General features: G+C 46.8%; 14 protein-coding genes and 1 other RNA gene. 6 read left to right on the top strand and 9 right to left on the bottom strand.

The window, feature by feature from the left end; translation table 11 throughout:
• Window positions 1-33: 33 nt before the first annotated feature.
• Complete coding sequence (locus J3P40_RS12225; protein ID WP_256005992.1) at window positions 34-948, bottom strand: helix-turn-helix domain-containing protein; 915 nt, start codon at window positions 946-948, stop codon at window positions 34-36.
• Between the two features lie 121 nt (window positions 949-1,069).
• Between J3P40_RS12225 and J3P40_RS12220 the strand changes: the two genes are divergently transcribed.
• Together J3P40_RS12220 and J3P40_RS12215 are read left to right on the top strand one after the other, a co-directional pair.
• On the top strand, window positions 1,070-1,912 hold the full coding sequence (locus J3P40_RS12220) for a VOC family protein (protein WP_256005989.1): 843 nt from the start codon (window positions 1,070-1,072) through the stop codon (window positions 1,910-1,912).
• A 61-nt stretch (window positions 1,913-1,973) separates the two neighbouring features.
• Window positions 1,974-2,627, top strand: a complete 654-nt coding sequence (locus tag J3P40_RS12215) for a PAS domain-containing protein (protein WP_256005986.1) — start codon at window positions 1,974-1,976, stop codon at window positions 2,625-2,627.
• 67 nt (window positions 2,628-2,694) lie between these two features.
• On the opposite strand, the gene J3P40_RS12210 is transcribed toward J3P40_RS12215, so the two are convergent.
• Window positions 2,695-4,923 (bottom strand): GH92 family glycosyl hydrolase, encoded by a 2,229-nt coding sequence (locus tag J3P40_RS12210; protein ID WP_256005983.1) that lies wholly within the window; start codon window positions 4,921-4,923, stop codon window positions 2,695-2,697.
• A gap of 130 nt (window positions 4,924-5,053) precedes the next feature.
• On the opposite strand from J3P40_RS12210, the gene J3P40_RS12205 reads away from it, so the two are divergent.
• A complete protein-coding gene (locus J3P40_RS12205) occupies window positions 5,054-5,581 on the top strand; it encodes a D-glycero-alpha-D-manno-heptose-1,7-bisphosphate 7-phosphatase (protein WP_256005980.1) in 528 nt (175 codons plus the stop codon).
• 1 nt (window position 5,582) lies between these two features.
• On the opposite strand, the gene fsa is transcribed toward J3P40_RS12205, so the two are convergent.
• Together fsa and ffs are read right to left on the bottom strand one after the other, a co-directional pair.
• Window positions 5,583-6,248 (bottom strand): fructose-6-phosphate aldolase, encoded by a 666-nt coding sequence (gene fsa / locus J3P40_RS12200; RefSeq protein ID WP_256005977.1) that lies wholly within the window; start codon window positions 6,246-6,248, stop codon window positions 5,583-5,585.
• Between the two features lie 56 nt (window positions 6,249-6,304).
• Window positions 6,305-6,404: signal recognition particle sRNA small type (gene ffs, locus J3P40_RS12195), an RNA gene on the bottom strand.
• Between the two features lie 381 nt (window positions 6,405-6,785).
• Between ffs and gltB the strand changes: the two genes are divergently transcribed.
• Window positions 6,786-11,297 (top strand): glutamate synthase large subunit, encoded by a 4,512-nt coding sequence (gltB, locus tag J3P40_RS12190; protein ID WP_256005975.1) that lies wholly within the window; start codon window positions 6,786-6,788, stop codon window positions 11,295-11,297.
• 3 nt (window positions 11,298-11,300) lie between these two features.
• Window positions 11,301-12,767, top strand: a complete 1,467-nt coding sequence (locus tag J3P40_RS12185; RefSeq protein WP_256005972.1) for a glutamate synthase subunit beta — start codon at window positions 11,301-11,303, stop codon at window positions 12,765-12,767.
• A 50-nt stretch (window positions 12,768-12,817) separates the two neighbouring features.
• Here J3P40_RS12185 and J3P40_RS12180 read toward each other — a convergent pair whose 3' ends face one another.
• From J3P40_RS12180 to J3P40_RS12165, 4 genes are all read right to left on the bottom strand, one after another.
• Entirely contained in the window at window positions 12,818-13,411 is a 594-nt protein-coding gene (locus J3P40_RS12180; RefSeq protein ID WP_256005969.1) for a hypothetical protein, read from the bottom strand.
• A complete protein-coding gene (locus tag J3P40_RS12175) occupies window positions 13,398-14,192 on the bottom strand; it encodes a metallophosphoesterase family protein (RefSeq protein WP_256005965.1) in 795 nt (264 codons plus the stop codon). The genes J3P40_RS12180 and J3P40_RS12175 overlap by 14 nt, the downstream gene beginning before the upstream one ends.
• A 97-nt stretch (window positions 14,193-14,289) precedes the next feature.
• A complete protein-coding gene (locus J3P40_RS12170) occupies window positions 14,290-14,835 on the bottom strand; it encodes an RNA methyltransferase (protein ID WP_256005962.1) in 546 nt (181 codons plus the stop codon).
• Between the two features lie 3 nt (window positions 14,836-14,838).
• The gene (locus J3P40_RS12165) at window positions 14,839-15,990 is read right to left on the bottom strand and encodes a galactokinase (RefSeq protein WP_256005960.1); all 1,152 of its coding nucleotides are present in this window, start codon (window positions 15,988-15,990) and stop codon (window positions 14,839-14,841) included.
• A gap of 84 nt (window positions 15,991-16,074) precedes the next feature.
• On the opposite strand from J3P40_RS12165, the gene J3P40_RS12160 reads away from it, so the two are divergent.
• Window positions 16,075-17,127, top strand: a complete 1,053-nt coding sequence (locus J3P40_RS12160; protein ID WP_256005958.1) for an aldose epimerase family protein — start codon at window positions 16,075-16,077, stop codon at window positions 17,125-17,127.
• Here J3P40_RS12160 and J3P40_RS12155 read toward each other — a convergent pair.
• Window positions 17,122-18,027, bottom strand: a complete 906-nt coding sequence (locus J3P40_RS12155; protein WP_256005955.1) for a sulfite exporter TauE/SafE family protein — start codon at window positions 18,025-18,027, stop codon at window positions 17,122-17,124. The two genes, J3P40_RS12160 and J3P40_RS12155, sit on opposite strands and share 6 nt — an antisense overlap.
• Window positions 18,028-18,116 lie beyond the last annotated feature (89 nt).

The following is an 18,116-nucleotide window of genomic DNA, read 5'->3' as shown; positions in this document are numbered from 1 at the left end:
AATCATGTTCAGCACACGCAAGCTTTGCACAGCTCAGTTTCTGAAACTAATAGGAGCGAGTGAAGTTTGCTTTTTAAAGAAGTTAGAGAAATGTGCAACCTGCTCAAAACCCAGACAATACGATATCTCGGAGATATTCCAGTCGGTTTGCTTCAGCAGGATTTTAGCTTCCTGAACAACACGTGTTGCAATCAATTCCGTTGTCGTTTTTCCGGTGTTTTCCTTTAAAACTTTATTTAAATGGTTTACATGCACCGCCAGACGATCGGCATAGTCCTTTGCTGTTCTAAGCTGGATGCTTTGATTGGGCGACTCGATCGGGAACTGCCGTTCGAGCAGCTCGATGAAAAGTGAAGATACTCTGGCAGAAGCCGAATGAGCGGGGTACATCACTAAGGCAGGTTGTAATTTCTGACCGTAGTGAATCAGTTCGAGCACATAGTTCCGGATAAGGTCATATTTATAAAGATAACTGGATGATAGTTCTTTATGCATTTTTGCAAAGATGGCTGCGATGGCTTCGGCATCCTCGCTGCTCAACTGGAGCACCGGGTAGCCGCCTGGCTGAAAGATAGGGAGCTGATCCAGTACTACCCCGCTCTTGTTTGCTACGAGGAAGTCGGCGGTAAATATGCAGAAGCTCCCGCTTTGATCCTGATCTAAGGGCACATAGTTGTACGGAATCTTGGGCGTGGCAAACAGCAGGGCATCGCTGTCTATATCGATTACCTTATCGGCATATTCTGCTTTGTTTCGGCCGCGGATCAGGCTGATCTTGTAGTAGGCCCGTCGGTTGTACGGCATCACTGCCTTTCCATTTCCAGCCTTGATCAGGTCTGAGATATTGAACACGTTGAAATGACCTATTTCACGGCTAATGCCTTCGGGAACAAGAAAAGCATGCTCTTTATAAAATTCCTCGATGGTCGTGGCTTTTAGTTTTTCCATTGCGAGAATCAAATATAGAAAAAAGGTGTCGCAAATCACCCCGTATTTTGACAGCATTGACCAGTACCTCGGGGTACATATCCTGTTTACATTTGTGCTTATTGAATTAAATTTTAAGCGTATGAAAAATGCGATTTACCCTTGTTTGTGGTTTGACGGTAATGCAGAGCAGGCCGCCCGGTTTTATTGTTCACTGTTTAAAAACTCCTCGCTAAAGCAATGTACCCCGATGGTAACCAGCTTTGAACTGGAGGGGCTGATGTTTATGGGCCTGAACGGGGGACCCATGTTTAAGCCTAATCCTTCGGTGTCGTTTTTCGCAACAGTTGAGACGGAAACGGAGCTGAGAAGTATATGGAATGCGCTGGCAGAAGGAGGGATGGTGTTGATGCCGCTTGATAAGTACGAATGGAGCACGCTCTATGGCTGGGTGCAGGACAGGTATGGCTTTAGCTGGCAGCTTAGCCTTGGCCGGGTGAGCGATGTGGGACAGGCGATCGTTCCGCTGCTGATGTTTTGCGGTGAGCAGCAGGGACGGGCGGAGAAGGCCATAGCTTTTTACACTTCGGTTTTTCCTGAATCAGTCCTGGAGCTTGTGGCGCACTATGCCGAAGGGCAGACCCAGGTTGATGCATCGGTTGTCCACGCGCGCTTCCGGTTAAACAACACGCCGTTTATGGCTATGGATAGTGGGGTAGCGCAGACATTTACGTTTAGCGAAGGTGTATCGATGGTGATCAGTTGTGATACGCAGGAGGAGATCGATTATTACTGGAATGCATTTACGGAAAAAGGACAGGAAAGTATGTGCGGCTGGTGTGCTGATGAATTTGGCATGTGGTGGCAGGTGGTACCATCGATCCTTGGCGAACTGATGAGTGATCCGCATAAAGCGCAGCATGTTGCCGGTGCCCTGATGAAAATGCGGAAGCTGGACATTGCAGCCCTTGTTTCGGCCGGATAAAGGAGGCGGGCTATTTTAAGTTGATCAATAAAATGGTATATTCATTGAAAAATGATGGACCATGCTAAACTTAGACGATACCCGGCGACTGTATAATTTACCGCCGTACGCGCGGCAGGATCTGAACAATTATGCAGAGGAGTTGAACGACACGATGCTGCTGATGAGCCAGGCGCAGGAACTTGCACGCTTCGGCAACTGGTCGTGGGATATCATCAATAACAGGGTTACCTGGTCTGATTCGCTTTATGATATATATGGCTTGGACAAACATCAGTTTAAGGCCACGTTTGAAGGTTATCAGGAACTGCTGCATCCGGATGACCGCAAAATGGTTTACGACAAGATCCAAAGGGTATTGTCGACCCATGAAGACACGCAGTTTGACGAACGCATTGTACGCCCGGGCGGTGAGATCCGCTTTCTCCGTTCCTGGGGCAGGCTAAAATGTGAAAATGGTGTGCCGCAAAAAATGATCGGCGCCTGCCTTGACATTACCGAAACAGAACAGCAAAACCGGCAGCTGCGCGATATTGCCTGGGCACAGACCCATCTGGTGCGTGCGCCGCTGGCGCGGGTTTTAGGTATCGTGGAATTGCTTAATGCGCAGGCAGGTAATACGGCAAAAGAAACGGAACTGCTGAATTATCTTAATACTTCTGCCAAGGAACTGGACGATGTGATCCGCGATATTATTAAGAAGAGTTTAACTTAGTAAAAGAAATAAGGCCGGTATTACCGGCCTTATTTCTTTATTTTTTTCAGTAGCTGATAAGGCATGTCTATTTTGTAAGTACCTCGATCTTGCCGCCGGTTTTAAATAAATCATGCGGCACAAAATAACCTTTGTGCGTTTTACCGTTAACTTTTATGCCTGTAAGCGCACGGCCTTTTCCAGGTTTGCTTATCGTAAGCACCTTTCCGTTCTCTGAGGTCCATTTTACTTCGTCGAACAGCGGAACGGTTACGAGATATTCAGGATCGGTGGCCGAGAAGGTATAAAGACCAAGTGCCGTAAATGCGTACCAAGCCGACATCTCTCCGGCATCGTCCATGCCTGAATAGGCCAGACCTTCCGGACCAATACCGTAAAGGTTGTTCATGATATGATCCAGCATCTTCTGCGATTTTTCGGGCTTATTGATGAAGTAGTATGCGAAGGGAGCCTCGTGATCTGGCTGGTTACCGTGACAGTATTGTCCAACCATCGTCTCCACGTTTCTCGCGATGTGCTTAGGGTTCCATGGAACGGTAAACAAAGAATCAAGTTTAGATTCAAAACCTTTTGGCCCGCCGTACAGTTCAATAAGTCCGGGCATATCGTGCGGTGCAAAAAAGGATACCTGCCAGGCATTTGCCTCGCGGTACATGTATTCATAGTATGGATACTGGGGGTTAAAGTTCTTGATCCATTCACCATTCTCCAGTCGCCCGCGCATAAACCTGGTCTCCGGATCGAACATATTCTTATAATTTTTCGAGCGCTGTATCAGGCTGCGGTAGTTGGCGCTATCGCCAAGAACCTTAGAGAGCTGCGCTAATGAATAGTCGTCATAAGCATATTCCAGCGTTTTAGAAACGCCGGCTTTTGCCTTGGTTTCTACATGAGGGTTTGCAATATCGGGATCGGAGATATAGCCTTTTTCGATATATTCCTTGATGTGTGGACGTGCCCCACCGTCAACATTAGCGTTCTTTAACAGGATCTCATAAGTGCCTTTCAGGTCAAAGTCGGTAATTCCGCGCAGGTAGGCCCCTGCAATGGAGGACGCGCCATGATCGCCGTGGAAAAAGGTTGGAATGAAACCGGTTTTGTCGCCCACGTCTTTCATCGACTTGATCACATCCAGCGTGACTTTTGGGGAAATGATGCCCAGAAAAACGTCTTTGTTGCGATAGGTATCCCAGAGCGAGGGTTCCGTGTAATAGTTGAAGTCGGCCTTGACAACATTACGCTTGCGGTCTACATACTCCCCGTTTACGTCGCTGCGCAAGGCTGGCCAAAGCAATGAACGATAGAAGCAGGAATAAAACATTTGACGTTGTTTATCGGTACCGCCCTTTACCTGTATCTTGCTAAGTACTTTTTCCCAGTCCTGGGTTGCTTGCTGATGTATGGTCTCGAACGATTTGCCTCCGATCTCTTTCTCCAAATTTTCTTTAGCATTTTCTGTACTTACAAAAGAAATTCCGATCTTCATTTCTACGGGACCTTTACCTGCGTCGGAAAGCAGGACACGCGCGTAGCCGCCGGCTTTGCCTTCATCGGTTTTTTCAATCTTCTCAATATTGGTATTCAGGATGGCGTAAAAATAGATGCGTTCGCCGGGACGCTGCGATCCCTTTATGACATTGCTGCCTTCCTGTTCAATGTTCCAGTCGGATATCCGGTTGTTTGAGCGGCCGAGGTCGAAAATAACTTGCCGGCCCGTATTGTTCTCGAAGGCATAACGGTGGTATCCGCAGCGCAGTGTTGAAGTGAGGCTTACGTTAACTTTGTAGTTGTCGAGATAAACCTGATAGAAACCAGGGGCAGCACTTTCCTTTTTATGGGAAAATTTTGATCCGAATTCTTTTGGATTCCGGCTGCGACCTTCAATAGTATTGTCGGAAGCGGCAATAACTGCTTTAGCCTCTTCGATGCCCCCGGCCCAGACAGGCATTACCGGAATATTGCAAAGGTTCCAGTGGCCTTTGTTGGTATGCGTGAAGCCATAAATAATGTCATCTTCATACTCATATCCTGCTCCCGAGCCATACTCGGTCATAGGGCTGAGTTGCACCATGGCGTTTGGCATGGAACTCCCGGGAAATACCAGGCCAGCCCAGGAGCGCCAGTCTTTCGGCAATTCATAACCAAGGATAGCGGGATCGGTAAGTGGTGCAGTACCAATAAAGGTGTTTACGTATTTGGTGTAAATGGGCCGCTGCTGGGCCTGACTACCTAAAGTCATGGCACTAAGCATCGCTACACCTGCTAAACTTGCAATTCTTGTAATCTTTTGTTTCATTTTTGTTAAGAAATCTTGTGTGCGTATCCAAATATAGGAATTGAATTGGCATTAACTCTACACAGTGTGCCAGCCTAGTCTAGAATTATTGTTACATTCACGGCCTTGAAAAAACGATAATCTCATTTTAATGAACAAAGCTGTTTTTCTGGACCGAGATGGCGTCTTGAACCGCGAACTATACGATTACATCTGCAGACCTGAAGATTTTCACGTATTGGAATATCAGATCCCGCCGCTGAAAAAATTATATGATGAGGGTTACATGCTCATTATCATTACCAACCAGGGCGGTATCGCCCAGCAGCGTTACTCGGAAGAAACGCTGGCAGAAATGCATCAGACGCTGTTTGGGAGATTTGCGCAGCAGGGCGCAACGATCACCCACGCCTATTATTGTCCGCATCATCCAACGGTTTCCGGCGAGTGTGATTGCAGAAAGCCGAAGCCGGGCATGCTCAAAGAAGCAATAGCCAGGTATAATATTGATCCTGAATTATCGGTGATGATTGGTGATAAGCCTCGCGATGTGGAAGCTGCTAATGCTGCGGGCGTCCGCGGCATTTTGATTGAGCCGGACGAGCAGATTGACTATGAGATCGTTAAAAAGGTGTTGGCAGGCTCTGAGTTTGCCAACACCAGTAAAGATTTCCGGTAAATTATTTACCTGCTTCGGCAGCCTTCTTATGGTCGGCCAGGAACTGCGCCAATCCAGTATCAGTTAGCGGATGCTTTAGTAATGCGGTAATCGCGGCTAGTGGCCCGGTGATCACATCGGCACCGATTTTTGCACAGTTAACGATATGCAGCGGCCCGCGGATCGATGCAGCCAGGATCTGCGTTTTGTATCCATAGTTATCAAATATGACACGTATGTCTTCTATGAGCTGCAACCCGTCTGTTGAAATGTCGTCGAGACGTCCGAGGAAGGGGGAAACATAGGTGGCGCCTGCTTTTGCTGCAAGCAATGCCTGGCCTGGTGAAAAGATTAACGTACAGTTGGTACGGATGCCTTTGGATGAAAAGTGTTTGATGGCTTTGATGCCGTCTTTGATCATGGGTACTTTGACCACGATCTTAGGATTAAGCGCTGCAAGTGCTTCACCTTCCTGAACGATCTCGTTATACGTAGTGGCAATAACCTCGGCGCTTACATTATCGTCTACAATATCACATATCGCCTTATAATGAGCCGTTACATTAGCATCGCCGGTGATGCCTTCTTTTGCCATGAGGCTTGGATTCGTGGTTACGCCATCCAATACGCCAAGGTCCTGAGCCTCTCTGATCTGATCTAGGTTGGCTGTGTCAATAAAAAATTTCATATGCTAGTTATGGGGTTTTAAATCAAAAAGAATAATGTTTACCCAAGGAAGAAAAAAATGGGCAAGCACCTCTTATCGCATCGCTACAACCTTCTACCCTTGCTGCGTTCCCACCCTGGGGGAGTTCAAAGGGAGCTGATCGTAAAAGACTTGCCCGGCACAAATGTAGTAAAAGACATCGATCTGCAAAGGGTGAAATTATATTTAGTTGTGAAGTAGGGGGCTCATGCCGGCTAACAAACTGATCATAAATTAATTGGATTTTTAAATATTTTCTGCGATATTGTTTATCCAAATTATCGTTTTCGCTCCTGGTACGGTTACCGGAAGCCTTATGCAAAATTATTCTAAATTGCAGATTTGTGATTCTGTCATTTTTATGCGATGTAATTTGCTAATATTACAATATGGGTTCGTATTTTTTTAAAACATCCGGATTTTTCCTAAAAAACATGCGAATATTATAATTCATGGAATTTATTTTATATCTTAGTGTCAGAAATACACTATACCAAACTAAATATTTTAAACGGACTTATGGAACAAAAACAAGATAACCAAGGGTTATACGACCAGCGTTTTGAGCACGATGCATGTGGTATAGGCTTTGTAGCCCATATTAAGGGAAGAAAGTCTCAGCAGATCGTTTCGGACGCCATAACCATTCTTGAAAATCTTGATCACCGCGGAGCATGCGGAGCCGAAATCAACACAGGGGACGGTGCGGGTATCATGATTCAGATACCGCATGAATTCCTGTATGATGAGTGTCTGAAGATCGGGTTCAGCCTGAACGAATCTGGAGACTACGGCGTCGGAATGCTTTTCCTGCCAAAAGATGTGAAGGCAAGAGAGGAATGCAGGGAGATCATTTACCGGGCGGCTGAGAAACTGAACCTGGAGGTACTTGGCTTTAGAAAAGTACAAACCAATGCCGAAGGTATTGGTGCTATGGCACTTTCGGTTGAGCCGGAGATGGAGCAGGTTTTTATTGGCAGACCGCATGCGGTATCCGCAGGCGCTGACTTTGAGCGCAAACTGTACGTTTTTAAAAACTACCTGACTAAAACCATTAACAGTACGGTAAAAGGAATAAATGGCGGCTTTTATATTGCTTCCTTTTCTTCGCGTACCATCGTATATAAAGGTCAGCTTACCTCGATGCAGGTTCGGACTTATTTTACCGAGCTCAGCGATAAGCGCGTTGTGTCGGCTTTCGGTTTGATCCACTCGCGTTTCGCGACCAACACTTTTCCTTCATGGAAGTTAGCGCAGCCGTTCCGGTATATTGCGCATAACGGCGAGATCAATACGCTGCAGGGTAACCTGAACTGGTTCCGTGCGAGCGTTAAGTCTTTCGCTTCGTCTTATTTTACACAGGAGGAACTGAATATCCTGCTCCCGGTTATTGATGAAACCAATTCGGATTCAGGCTGCCTGGATAATGTAGTTGAGCTGCTGCTTCATTCAGGCCGTTCATTACCACATGTACTTATGATGCTTATTCCTGAGGCATGGGATGGCAATGAGGATATGGATGATCTGAAAAAAGCCTTCTATAAGTTTCATGCTACGCTGATGGAGCCATGGGATGGCCCGGCCGCGGTATCGTTTACCGATGGCAACCTGATCGGTGCTACGCTTGACCGTAATGGCTTGCGGCCGCAGCGTTATGCCATCACTTCGGATGACCACGTGATTATGGCTTCTGAAGCTGGTGCTGTCGCGCTCGATCAAAGCAAGATCATTGAGAAGGGGCGTTTAACACCAGGTAAGATGTTCGTCGTAGACATGGAGCAGGGCAGGATTATCAGTGACGCAGAAATTAAACAGAAGGTGTGCGGTAACAAGCCGTATGGCGACTGGATCAATAAGTACCAGATTAAACTTGAGGAGTTGCCTGAGCCGAGACTCGTGTTCAGCAATTTGTCTCAGGAGTCGATCTTCAGATATCAGCAGGTGTTTGGTTACAGCCGTGAGGATGTTGACCTTATCCTGAAGCCTATGGCTAAAGAAGGGAAGGAGCCTGTTGGTTCAATGGGAACAGATATTCCGCTTGCAGTCCTTTCTCAGAAGCCTCAGCACCTTTCTTCTTATTTTAAGCAGTTGTTTGCCCAGGTAACTAACCCGCCGATTGATCCTATCCGTGAAAAGGTGGTTATGAGCCTGGCCGGTTTTATGGGCAATAACGGCAACATCCTGGAAGAAAATGCGATGCAGTGTCACTGCGTTGGCATAAAGCATCCGGTGCTCACGAACCTTGAACTGGAGAAACTGAGAAGTATAGATACTGGGGTGTTTCAATCGAAAACTTTGCAGACTTACTTCAGGGCTGATGGTACACCAGGAGCCTTAGAACGTGGTTTACAGCGCTTATGCCGCTACGCCGTGGATGCAGTTGAAGATGGCTTCCAGGTTTTGGTGCTTTCTGATCGTGCGCTCGACTCTGAACATGCTGCCATCCCGTCGCTGCTTGCTGTTTCGGCTGTGCATCACCATTTGATCCGCAAAGGTTATCGCGGTGCTGTAGGTATTGTTGCTGAAGCAGGTGATGTGTGGGAAGTGCATCATTTTGCTACACTGATCGGTTTCGGTGCTACTGCCGTAAACCCATACCTGGCATTGGAGACGATCACTGGTTTTGAACAGGAACTTCAGGAGAAATCGGAAAAACTGATCAAGAACTATATTTATGCAATCAATAATGGCTTGCTGAAGATATTCTCTAAAATGGGTATCTCAACCCTGCAGTCTTACCATGGTGCACAGATTTTCGAGATTCTGGGTATCAACAAGAGTGTGGTCGACAAATATTTCACTGGTTCGGTGTCGCGTATCGGCGGACTTGGCCTGGATGAAATTGCCAAAGAAACGCTGATTAAGCACAACCGCATATTTAAAATGGCTAACCGTCCGGATGCCATTTTGCCAACAGGCGGTAACTACAAATGGAAGCGCAAGGGTGAACAGCACTTGTTTAACCCCCAAACGATTCATTTGCTTCAAAATGCGACACGCAAAAATGATTACAATACGTATAAGCAATATTCTAAGCTGATCAACGACCAGACCAATCAGGCCTATACGATCAGGGGATTATTTGAGTTTAATTATAACCGTCCTGCTGTCCCTCTCGAAGAAGTGGAACCGGTTGAGAATATTCTGAAGCGTTTCGCTACAGGAGCGATGTCTTTCGGCTCAATTTCTCATGAGGCGCATTCTACACTGGCCATTGCGATGAACCGTATCGGTGGCAGGAGCAATACCGGCGAGGGTGGGGAGGATGAATTGCGTTATGAGCCACTGCCAAACGGTGATTCGATGCGCTCTTCAATCAAGCAAATCGCTTCTGCCCGTTTTGGGGTAACAAGTTATTATCTGACTAACGCCGATGAACTGCAGATCAAGATGGCTCAGGGTGCCAAGCCGGGTGAAGGTGGACAGCTTCCGGGTCATAAAGTGGACGACTGGATTGCCAAGGTACGTCACGCTACACCTGGTGTTGGTTTAATTTCACCTCCGCCGCATCACGACATCTATTCCATTGAGGATCTAGCGCAGTTGATCTATGACTTAAAAAATGCCAACAGACAGGCACGTATTAACGTGAAACTGGTATCGAAAGCGGGTGTCGGCACCATTGCAGCAGGGGTGGCTAAGGCACATGCTGATGTTATTCTTGTTTCAGGATTTGATGGTGGTACGGGCGCTTCTCCGCTTACTTCTATACAGCACGCTGGCTTGCCATGGGAGCTTGGTTTGGCAGAGGCACATCAGACCCTGGTAAAAAACAGGTTAAGAAGCCGTGTGGTATTGCAGACTGACGGACAATTGAAGACAGGAAAGGACATTGCCATTGCTACCTTGCTTGGTGCCGAGGAATGGGGTGTTGCTACTGCAGCGCTGGTAACCGCAGGTTGTATCATGATGCGTAAATGCCATCTGAACACTTGTCCGGTAGGTGTGGCTACCCAGGATCCGAACCTTAGAAAACTGTTTACGGGTGAACCCGATCATGTGGTAAACCTGTTCCACTTCCTTGCTCAGGAATTGAGGGAAACCATGGCTGAGCTGGGCTTTAGAACGGTTGAAGAGATGGTAGGCCAGGCAGACATGCTGAAGGTACGCCAGATTGACCAGGCGGAATGGAAACAGAAGGACCTCGACTTCTCCGCGATCTTGTTTAAAGCGCCGGATAATGGTTTAAGCCTATACAAAACCGAAGATCAGGACCATGGCATCGAGGGTGTGCTGGATCATCAATTGATCAAAGCGGCTCAGCCTGCGTTAGCTACCAAAGAACCGATCTACGCGGAATTCGATGTAAAGAATACGGATCGATCAATAGGTACGATGTTGTCTAATGAAGTTTCTAAGGTGTATAAAAGCCAGGGACTTCCGGCCGACACGGTAAACTTTAAGTTTAAAGGTTCTGCCGGACAGAGCTTTGGTGCTTTTGCTACGAGAGGTATCTCGCTGCAGCTTGAAGGTGAGGCTAACGATTATGTAGGAAAAGGTCTTTCAGGCGCACGCTTGTCTATATATCCTTTCGCCGAAGCGAAATATGTGCCTGAACAGAACATTATTATTGGTAACGTAGCGTTGTATGGTGCCACCTCGGGCGAACTGTATGTACGCGGACAGGCCGGCGAGCGTTTTGCTGTGAGGAATTCCGGTGCAACGGCGGTAGTTGAAGGCTTGGGTGCACATGGTTGTGAGTACATGACCGGGGGCGAAGTGCTGATCATTGGTGACACAGGAACTAACTTTGCAGCTGGAATGAGCGGCGGTATAGCTTGGGTATACGACGTGAAAGGGGATTTTGCCAGCAAATGCAACAAGGAAATGGTTGATCTTGATCCGCTTGATGAGCAGGATGAGCTGCGCATTGCGCACCTGTTGAGAATGCATGTGCAGCTGACCGACAGTAGCGTAGCGAAGTTTTTACTGAGCGACTGGTCGACACAGTCGGCCCGCTTCATCAAGGTATTCCCTAAAGAATACAAGGCCGTATTAATGAATAGAACGAACAAACTGACAATATCTTAAGTTATGGGAAAAGTAACTGGATTTTTAGAATACGAAAGGCTTGCTCCTGTAAAAGAAGATGCACAAGAGCGCCTGAAACATTATAACGAATTTGTACACGCGCTTGAGCTGGAGGATGTGAACAAGCAGGCTGCGCGGTGTATGGATTGCGGAGTACCTTTTTGCCAGTCGGGCTGCCCGCTTGGCAACGTGATACCGGAGTTTAACGAGGCTGTATATAAAGGTGACTGGCAGCTGGCTACAACTATTTTGCTGAGCACCAATAACTTCCCTGAATTCACCGGAAGGATTTGTCCCGCGCCTTGCGAATCTGCTTGTGTACTGGGTATCAACAAGTCGCCGGTTTCTATCGAAGAGATAGAAAAGCACATTATTGAGATGGCGTTCAGCAAAGGCTATATCAAAGCCGAGCCTCCACTGATCCGTACAGGTAAGAAAGTTGCCGTGATTGGTTCTGGTCCGGCAGGAATGGCCGCTGCCGCACAGTTGAATAAGGCTGGCCATGAGGTTGTGGTATACGAGCGTGATGACACACCAGGTGGACTGTTAAACTATGGTATCCCAGATTTCAAGCTTCAAAAAGATGTGGTAAGCCGCAGGATTAGTCTGATGGAGAAGGAAGGGGTTGTATTTAAGTGTAACGCCAATGTTGGGGTTAACGTAGAGCTTAACACTCTGCTTCGCGAAAATCAGGCGATTATTCTGGCAGGCGGCTCAACCATACCGCGCGATCTTCCGGCCACAGGGAGGGATGCAAAGGGTATACACTTTGCGATGGACTTCCTTAAGCAACAGAACAAACGGGTTAGGAATATCCCGGTACAGGGCGAAGACATCCTGGCGACAGGTAAAGATGTCATCGTGATCGGCGGTGGTGATACAGGCTCTGACTGTATCGGAACTTCCAATCGCCAGGGTGCCAGATCGGTTACCCAGTTTGAGATTATGCCTATGCCTTCTTCGTCCCGTACATCGAATATGCCATGGCCTACTTATCCAATGCTGCTTAAAGTAACAACCTCACATGAAGAGGGTTGCGAACGTTTCTGGGGAGTGAACACTAAAGAATTCATTAAGGATGAAAATGGCAATCTGAAAGCAGTTAGGGTAGTGGACGTAGAATGGGAAATTGATGCGGCCGGCAGACCGGTCAATTTTAAGGAAAAGGCTGATACCGTACGTGATTTGCCATGTCAGCTTGTATTACTAGCAATGGGCTTCCTTTATCCGCAAAAAGATGGGTTATTGGAGAAGCTTGGAGTTGAACTTGACGCCCGGGGTAATGTTAAAGCTGAGGAAGGTAAATACCAGACCAATATTGCTAAGATTTTCGCCGCCGGAGATATGCGCAGAGGCCAGTCGCTGGTTGTATGGGCGATATCTGAAGGGCGTGAGGCGGCCAGGAAGGTAGATCAGTACCTGATGGGGCACAGCAGTCTGCCTTCTAAAGATGGCATACCATACGCATAGTCTTCGTTTAATATATTTAAAGGCGCACTGCTTATGAGCAGTGCGCCTTTTTAGTATCTGACACGTAGTCCGAGTCCCAGCTGAAATACATCAGTAATGGTGAGTGCCGACATATTTTGGAAATAGTTAACCAGATAGTAATCGTTAGTATTTGCCTCGATATAGACGCCCAGTTTTTTGATGGTATTCGTCTTAAAGAGTTTTGCTGTACTGATGTCGACTTCGGTGCTTACCGACAGGTGCGGACGTAAAGCCTCCGACCAATAGTAATAGTCTTTAGGGTATTGCTCCGTGTCGAAATTAAAGGAAAGTTCTTTATGGAAAGTATAGCTCAAAAATATACCTGGATTTAAAGGATAGAATTTAGTTGTCTTTCCAATGCCGATTTCCCAGGGCTTATAAGCGAATTTTACTGTGGCAATATTAAGTTTGCCACCTTTATTCTGTGGCACGTATCCATAATGAAAATCTAAGCGGCCCTTCTTGTTGGCAAAAATATCATAACCGGCACCTGCGCTGAAATAGCCGATGCTCCCCGCGTACTGGGCAATGGCTTCATCTGGAATTAAAGCTTTAAAAATTTGGGCCTGAGCCGTCGTGCTTAAAAGGATAAGCCAAAAAGGAATATATTTAGAAACTGACACGTTTGTAGGTTAAATTGTTATTAACAACCTCGATGACGAGAAACTCGCTATCGGCCATTGCACTGGTTATGATAAAGGGAACCTTTCTGTCGCCCGCAAAGTATTCTTCAAACTGGTGGGTGTGCGCGTGCAGTGAGGCGAGTAAACCTGGCGTTTGTACCATCGTATCAGTATAAGGTTTTATAAGCCCTGGATCGAAGTCTGGATTATTTGGGGGTACATGTGAAATAGCGATGTAACCGGTTACTCCATTTTCCGGCTTAAGCTGATGCTGGAGCCATTGCATATCAGGGGTTTGTCCGTTAAACTGATACTCTCGCCCGTTAGTATCGTGGCATACAAATTTAATTCCGCCGTAGGTAAAGGAATAATTTAACTCCCCGAACATGTTCAGAAATACGTCCTTCCCACGGGCTACGAGATCGTGATTGCCTACAACTGCTACGTATGGCGGGTTAAGGTCTTCCAGCGCTCTCGATATCCATTCCATTTCCTTGAGTACGCCGAACTCGGATATATCGCCAGCCAGTAGAACGAAATCGATACCGGGCAGTGCGTTCACCGCCTTGCAAAAGGCGACTGTTTCGTCTCTTGATTTCTGGCTATCGCCGGTAAGCACAAAGCGAACGGTGTCGTCTGTTGCGCCCGAGCCAAGTTTCTTCAGATTTCTGTTGTTGATGTCTCTGAAGGAATTACGGTCGAACGCCTGATTGGGACTAAATTCAAAATGATTGCAGCCCGCTAATACAAGGCACAGGAACAGGAAAAAGGATAATCTCATAGACTGTTAATTGGCGACAAAGAAAATCTATTGCGCCGACATAGTCCGTGTTTTCCTGAGGTTCTTACTTTATTAAGACAGTTTTTTGGCCGGATGATTAACTCCGGCCGGTATCTAATCTCAGTTTAGAAAAGAAATCCCACAGGACAATACCTGCCGAGATAACAATATTAAAGGAATGCTTGGTGCCAAACTGAGGAATTTCTATGCAGCCGTCGACCGCCGCCATTACCTCATCGCTGACGCCGTTTACCTCATTGCCGAATACAAGCGCGTACTTCTCCTTCGGCAGGGGTAGATAGGCGTTCAGCATAACGCTGCCTTGTGCCTGCTCAATGGCAAGTATCTTATAGCCCTGCAGGCGCAGTTCAGCCATTGCGGCACAGGTCTCAGCAGCGTATTCCCAGTCGACAGACTGCGTGGCGCCTAATGCGGTTTTTTCTATTTCTCGATGTGGAGGCTGTGCAGTAATGCCGCACAGCACTATTTTTGATACGGAAAAGCCATCAGCTGTTCTGAATACAGAACCCACATTGTGCATGCTCCGCACGTTATCGAGCACGACAACGACAGGCAGCTTTTCCTGATCTTTGAATTCTTCTACTGAAGGCCGGTTAAGCTCTTCTGATTTCAGCTTCTGCATGGATCAGATGCTTGAAGCACCATGTCCGATATCGCTGATATACACCGTCGGCGCGTAACCAATCCTATCCGTATAGAAGGCAGTTAGTTTGGTTTTAAAATCCTCTTCCTGTCCTTTTTTCAGTAATGCTATGGCACAGCCGCCAAAGCCAGCACCAGTCATCCTTGCACCGATCACATCGGGGTATTGAGCGCAAAATTCCACAACTGTGTCAAGCTCGCGACCGGTAACTTCATACAGCTCTTTAAGCGATTGATGAGAACCGTACATCAGTTGGCCGAAAGCCTTCAGATCGCCGCTGTTCAGCGCCTTTGCAGCATGGTTAACCCGGTCGTTCTCAGCCACCACGTGGGTTGCACGCTTCAATACTACGGCATCGCTTATCAGGTGCTTATACTGATCAAACTGTTCACCGTCCAGTTCACAGAGATTACTAAGGTTCAATTCAGCGTTAAGTTCCCCAAGTGCAGTTTTACATTCGGAGACCCGCTCGTTATATTTCGACTCTGCCAGTTTACGCGGTTTGTTCGTGTTAATGATCGCCAAGTTATATTCGCCCAGGTTACAGTCGACAATTTTATGGTCTAGCGTATCGCAGTTCAATACAATTGCTTTATCGGTTTCGCCGAAGGCTACCGCAAACTGGTCCATAATACCACAGTTTACACCGATAAACTGGTTCTCAACTTTCTGAGCCAGCAATGGAATATCCAGTTTGCTGTAACCCAAATTGAAATAATCGTTGAGCGCATATGCCATGGCAACTTCAATAGAGGCCGAAGAAGACAGGCCGGAGCCGATAGGGATATTGCCAAAAAACAACATATCCAATCCGGTATTGATCTCATGCTGTTTCTGCATTTCATGAAAAACACCGAGTGGATAATTATACCATTCCGGGCCCGTCTTGCTATATGTTTTTTGGAGCGGCGTTTCCGTATGTTCGTCGAAATTCAAACTTCTGAATCTTAGCACGCCGTCGTTGTTAGGGGCAAGGGCCAGCCAGGTACCCATGGTTACTGCACACGGCATAACCAGGCCTCCGTTGTAGTCAATGTGCTCTCCGATGAGATTCACACGTCCCGGTGTAAAATAATGTTTGGCGGGCTCCTGTCCGTATATCGCTAAGAATTTTTCAGTGATTTCAGCTTTCATTTTTCAGTATATTTCAAATTTTTATTCCAGATTCGGTAAACTATTGATAGTATTGTTTAAAAAATAAGCCCTAAATATACATATATGAATACAAAGCTGATCCACACGGGTAAAATTATTGATGGAAAAGAGGTTCTGGCGGTCGAGTTAACAAACGCCAAAGGGAGTTATGTGAAGGTCTATAATTATGGAGCCATTGTCAGTAAGTTTATCGTAACCAACGCGCAGGGGGAAAGGCAGGATATTGTGCTGGGCTTTGAGGATATTGATAGTTACACCAGCGAGGCATATTTGGAAAATTATCCCTATTTGGGGGCAGTTATCGGACGGTATGCCAACCGGATTAAAGATGGGCGCTTTAATATTGACGGTAAGGAATATCAATTGTCGCTGGCTAAAGGGCAGGACACTCTGCACGGAGGAGATATAGGCTTTGATAGAAAGGTGTGGGACATATTACCCACCATTGACCCTACGGTAACGATGAGATACCTGAGTCCGGCAGGTGAGGAGAACTTTCCAGGCAACTTATTGGTAGAGCTCACCTTCAAACTTACGGATGATGATGAGTTAGTTCTCGACTTCAAAGCCAGCACTGACGAGCCAACTGCTGTTAACCTGACGCATCATGGCTATTTTAACCTTTCTCCGACCGGCGGATCAGTGAAAGACCACCTGCACAGGATAGCGGCGAGTAAGTATTTAGAACAAGATGAACGATATGTAGTTACAGGTCGCCAAGTCGCTGTCGCCGGAACCAAATATGATTTCCAGGGAGCAAAGCCGATCGGCCAGGACTGGGATCCGGAGGAGGGTTACGACCAAACATTTCTGCTCGACAAAGAATATGGCGAGTTAACGCTGGCTACCGAGACTTCGGAAGCAGAGAGCGGGTTAACGCTATATGTTTATACAACGGAACCGGTTGCGCATTTTTATACAGCTAAGTTTCTTGATGTGAAGCAAGGTAAGGAGGGACGACACTACGGGCCTTATAGCGCTTTTTGCGTTGAAACCCAGCACGCACCAAATAGTGTTAATGTACCGGACTTACCGACAACTATATTGCGGCCGGGTGAGACCTACCGTCAGACAACCATTTACAAGGTTGCGCCTACCGTGATTGGACAATTATAGCATTCCGGATATGGCCTTCCAGATGATCCGTACGCTGGAAATAATCACGATTACGCCTACGCCGATAAACATCTTTTTTATGGGTAGGCGGCCTACAAGCCTGGCCGCAATTGGAGCAGCAAGTACACCACCTACGATCAGTCCCAGGATAGACTGCCAGTGACTGACACCTAGTATGAAAAAGAATGTTACGGCGCTGGCCATTGTAACAAAAAATTCGGTTAAGCTTACCGATCCGATAACATATTTCGGAGTTCGTCCTTTCGATATCAGGGTTGAGGTAACGAGAGGCCCCCAACCACCACCGCCAAACGAGTCGAGGAAGCCGCCTGCACCAGCAAGCCAGCCCGCGCGCTTTACTTTTTGTGGTTTTCTTTTTTCTTTAAATGCATTGGTGAGAATGCGTATACCCAATAGCAGTGTATAAAGAGAGATCACCGGACGAATATATACGGAAAATGCCTCTCCCGCGTAGCTGAGCAACAATGCACCGGCAATTGCGCCCAGTACCCCTGGTATAAGTAAGGTTTTGAACAGTTTCTTATTGACGTTGCCAAAGCGATAGTGGCTGAATCCTGAGGCTCCGCTCGAAAACATCTCAGCGGTATGTATACTACCCGATATAACGGCCGGATTTAGTCCGCCAGACAGCAGGAGGGTGGTCGACACAACGCCGTATCCCATCCCTAAGGCGCCATCAACAAGCTGTGCTACAAAGCCGACAAGTAGCATCCAAAGAAACATGTCGTCTATTTGCCCGTATATCTGTTTTCCGTATGCAACAACCGACGCATAACCAAGTGAAGAATATAACGCATAGCCAATGAACACAACAGCAAGAATGATAAGACACAGATACGCGACCCTTTTCCATTTATTTTCCTGTGTGCTTGTTACCATATAAAATCCATCATTTTAGTAGACAATATTATTACATGTTTTCCACTTCACAAAATTATTTAGGTGATTAATGTATAAATGGTTGATTT

Source organism: Pedobacter deserti, assembly GCF_024436415.1.
Lineage (GTDB): Bacteria > Bacteroidota > Bacteroidia > Sphingobacteriales > Sphingobacteriaceae > Pedobacter > Pedobacter faecalis.
The sequence above is the reverse complement of the archived record's forward strand: the minus strand, read 5'-3'. Positions and strand labels throughout refer to the sequence as shown.